The sequence below is a fragment of the Ralstonia sp. ASV6 genome (assembly GCF_016429285.1).
In the GTDB taxonomy this organism is placed as follows: Bacteria; Pseudomonadota; Gammaproteobacteria; order Burkholderiales; family Burkholderiaceae; genus Ralstonia; species Ralstonia flaminis.
This window is the reverse complement of record NZ_JAELUI010000279.1, coordinates 1-2,828: the sequence shown is the minus strand read 5'-3', so window position 1 is coordinate 2,828 and position 2,828 is coordinate 1. Positions and strand designations below refer to the sequence as shown.

Below are 2,828 nucleotides of genomic sequence, written 5' to 3'. Positions count from 1 at the left end.
GCCGGAGGTCATGTCAGCGATGACGGCGGCAATGGCGGCGGCCTGGTCCGGCGTTTCTTCAAAACCGAAGCTCTCCGCAAACTTGACGTAGTCCTCCGGCGTGAGCGGGAAGGCGAAGCCCTGGCGCAGCGCGCGGCGTGCGTACAGGTTCAGCAGTTCGGCGGCCGTGTCGCGGATCTGCTGTGCAGCCTTGCGCTTGGCCTTCTCCCACTGGCCGGAGCCCAGGGAATGCAGCGGCGCGGTTTCCGGATCAGCACCCGAGTAGCGCGAGATCACATGCAACTGGTGCACCGGCACGTAGAGCTTGTTGCCCTTGTCGTAGTCGAGGTGGAGGAACTCCTCCTCGCCGTTGCCCATGTCGATGGAGATGAGCCCTTGATAGCGGCCGATGCCATGTTCGCTGTGGACTACCGGGTCGCCGATCTTCAGCTCGGCCAGGTCACGCACCATCGCATCAACGGCGGTGGCCTGTTCCTGCTTGCGGCGGCCGGCGCGGCGCACCGTTTGCGCGTACAGCTCGGTCTCGGTGATGATGGCGATGCCTGGTTTGTCCACCCCGTCGCCCAGGATGAAGCCCTGGTACAGCGGCGCCACGCCCAGCACGAACTTGGCTTCACCACGCATCAGGTCGGCAAAATCGGCCACGCCCTCGGGGTGCAGGCCGCTGGCGGCGAGCATTTGCGCGAGCGTTTCGCGGCGGCCGGCGGATTCTGCGCAGATCATCACGCGGCAGTTGCCGCGCATCAGGAAGGATTCGAGGTTGACCAGTGGGTCTTCTGCGCGGCGGTTGACCGCAACGTTTGGCAGCGGCAGCGAGAGCGGCGCATCGCCGGGTTCTTCGCGCAGCACAAGGCGCGCATGCGGCTTGGCCGCCACGAAGAACGCTTCTTCATCCAAATACAATGCGGCGGGCTCCAGCAGCGGCCGCTCGCGGTCGTGGCGCATGAAGTTGTAGCGCTGCGTGGTGTCGGCCCAGAAGCGGCGTACGGCACCCTCGATGTCGCCGACGAAGGCCAGGTGCGTGGTGCCCGGCAGGTAGTTGAACAGCGTGGCGGTTTCTTCGAAGAACAGCGGCAGGTAGTACTCGATGCCGGCCGAGGGCACGCCGTTGCCGATGTCCTTATAGATCGGCGAGCGCGTCGGGTCTCCCTCGAACACCTCACGCCAGCGGCCGCGGAAGGCGGTGCGCGAGGCTTCGTCCATCGGGAATTCGCGGCCCGGCAGCAGGCGCACTTCGTTCACGGGGTAGAGGCTGCGCTGCGTGTCGGGGTCGAACGCGCGGATGGTCTCGATCTCGTCGCCAAACAGGTCGAGCCGGTACGGCAGTGGTGAGCCCATCGGGAACAGGTCGATCAGCCCGCCCCGCACGGAGTATTCGCCGGGGCGCATGACGGCGCTGACATGCTCATAGCCCGCCAGCGTGAACTGCGCCTTGAGCGCGGCCTCATCCAGCTTTTCGCCTTTCTTGAAGAAGAACGTGTAGGCGGCCAGGAATGATGGCGGCGCCACACGCTGCAAGGCCGTCGACGCTGGCACCAGCAGGATGTCGCAGGCGCCGTTCTGCAAGTCGTGCAGCGTTGCCAGCCGTTCGGAGATCAAGTCCTGGTGCGGCGAGAAATTGTCGTATGGCAGCGTTTCCCAGTCCGGCAGCAGTTTCACGCGCGCCTGCGGGGCAAACCAGCGCAGTTCTTCGGCCAGGCGCTGGGCGTCGACAGCATTGGCGCAGACCACAGCCAGCATCGGCACGGCAGCGCGATGCTGCTCCAGATAGCGCGCGAGCAGCAGGGCATCCGCCGCGCCTTGCAGGCCACTGAAGACAAAGCGCGCGCCCGGTTTGACGGCGGGCAGGGCAGAGAGCGAGAAATCAGACATGGGGTGTCAGGATCGGTAGGCAAAGCACGACACCCCACCGGCGTTTGCAGGCGGGGTGTCGTGACACTGGCCGCTATTATAAAATCCGCGCCAATCGCGTGCTGGCGACGGCTCAAAACCTGAGAAAACGTCGTATCCACGCCTCATCTTCCGCATTCCATGTCCGAACCTTCCCGCTCAGGCCAACGCCGCTTTGCGCTGATTCCCTCAGCCGGCACTGGTTCGCGCGCCGGCGGCGATTTGCCCAAGCAATATCAGGCAATCGCCGGACGGCCGATGTTGTGGCACACCGCACAAGCTTTTCTGGCCAGCCCCGAGATCGATTCCGTGTTGATCGTGACGACACCGGGTGCGCAACCGCTCGTTCAGCGTTTTCCCGATGGCCGCTTCGATGCACCCAAGCTGGTCGAAGTGGATTGCGGTGGTGATTCGCGCCACGCGTCGGTCACGCATGGTTTGGCAGCGTTGCGTGGGCTTGGGGCGCACGATGACGATTGGGTGCTCGTGCACGATGCCGCGCGCCCAGGTCTGACGCCTGCGCTGATTGCGCGGTTGGTTGCGGCAGTCGAGAGCGAAGGCTCGCAGGCCGTTGGTGGCATCCTCGCGCTGCCTGTGGCCGATACGCTCAAGCGTGCAGACGCCGATCAGCACATCGGTGCCACAGTGCCGCGTGATGGCCTGTGGCAAGCGCAAACACCGCAGATGTTCCCGCTCGGCCTGCTGGAGCGCGCGTTGCACGACGCATTGGCGCAACAACGCATCGTTACCGATGAAGCCAGTGCCATTGAGGGGGCTGGCCACAAGCCGCTGCTGGTGCCGGGCGCGCTGCGCAACTTCAAGGTGACGTATCCCGACGATTTCGCGCTTGCCGAGGCCATCCTCGCACGGCACGCATAAGACAAACCTCACGAGGCATCGCAAGCATGAATTGGATGGACATCCGCATTGGCCAAGGC

General features: G+C 64.8%; 2 protein-coding genes. One reads left to right on the top strand and one right to left on the bottom strand.

What is annotated here, in order from left to right:
• Positions 1–1,872: CarD family transcriptional regulator (locus tag JHD73_RS27355; RefSeq protein WP_306663165.1), on the bottom strand; the 1,872-nt coding region annotated here is incomplete at its 3' end.
• 159 nt (positions 1,873–2,031) lie between these two features.
• Between JHD73_RS27355 and ispD the strand changes: the two genes are divergently transcribed.
• Positions 2,032–2,769 carry a 2-C-methyl-D-erythritol 4-phosphate cytidylyltransferase gene (gene ispD, locus JHD73_RS27350; protein ID WP_199033273.1) on the top strand — a complete coding sequence of 246 codons (738 nt, stop codon included), beginning with the start codon at positions 2,032–2,034 and terminating at the stop codon, positions 2,767–2,769.
• Positions 2,770–2,828 lie beyond the last annotated feature (59 nt).

Excerpts from the sequence above, each read along its gene's own strand:
- ispD (WP_199033273.1), top strand. The coding sequence starts at position 2,032 with ATGTCCGAACCTTCCCGCTCAGGCCAACGCCGCTTTGCGCTGATTCCC.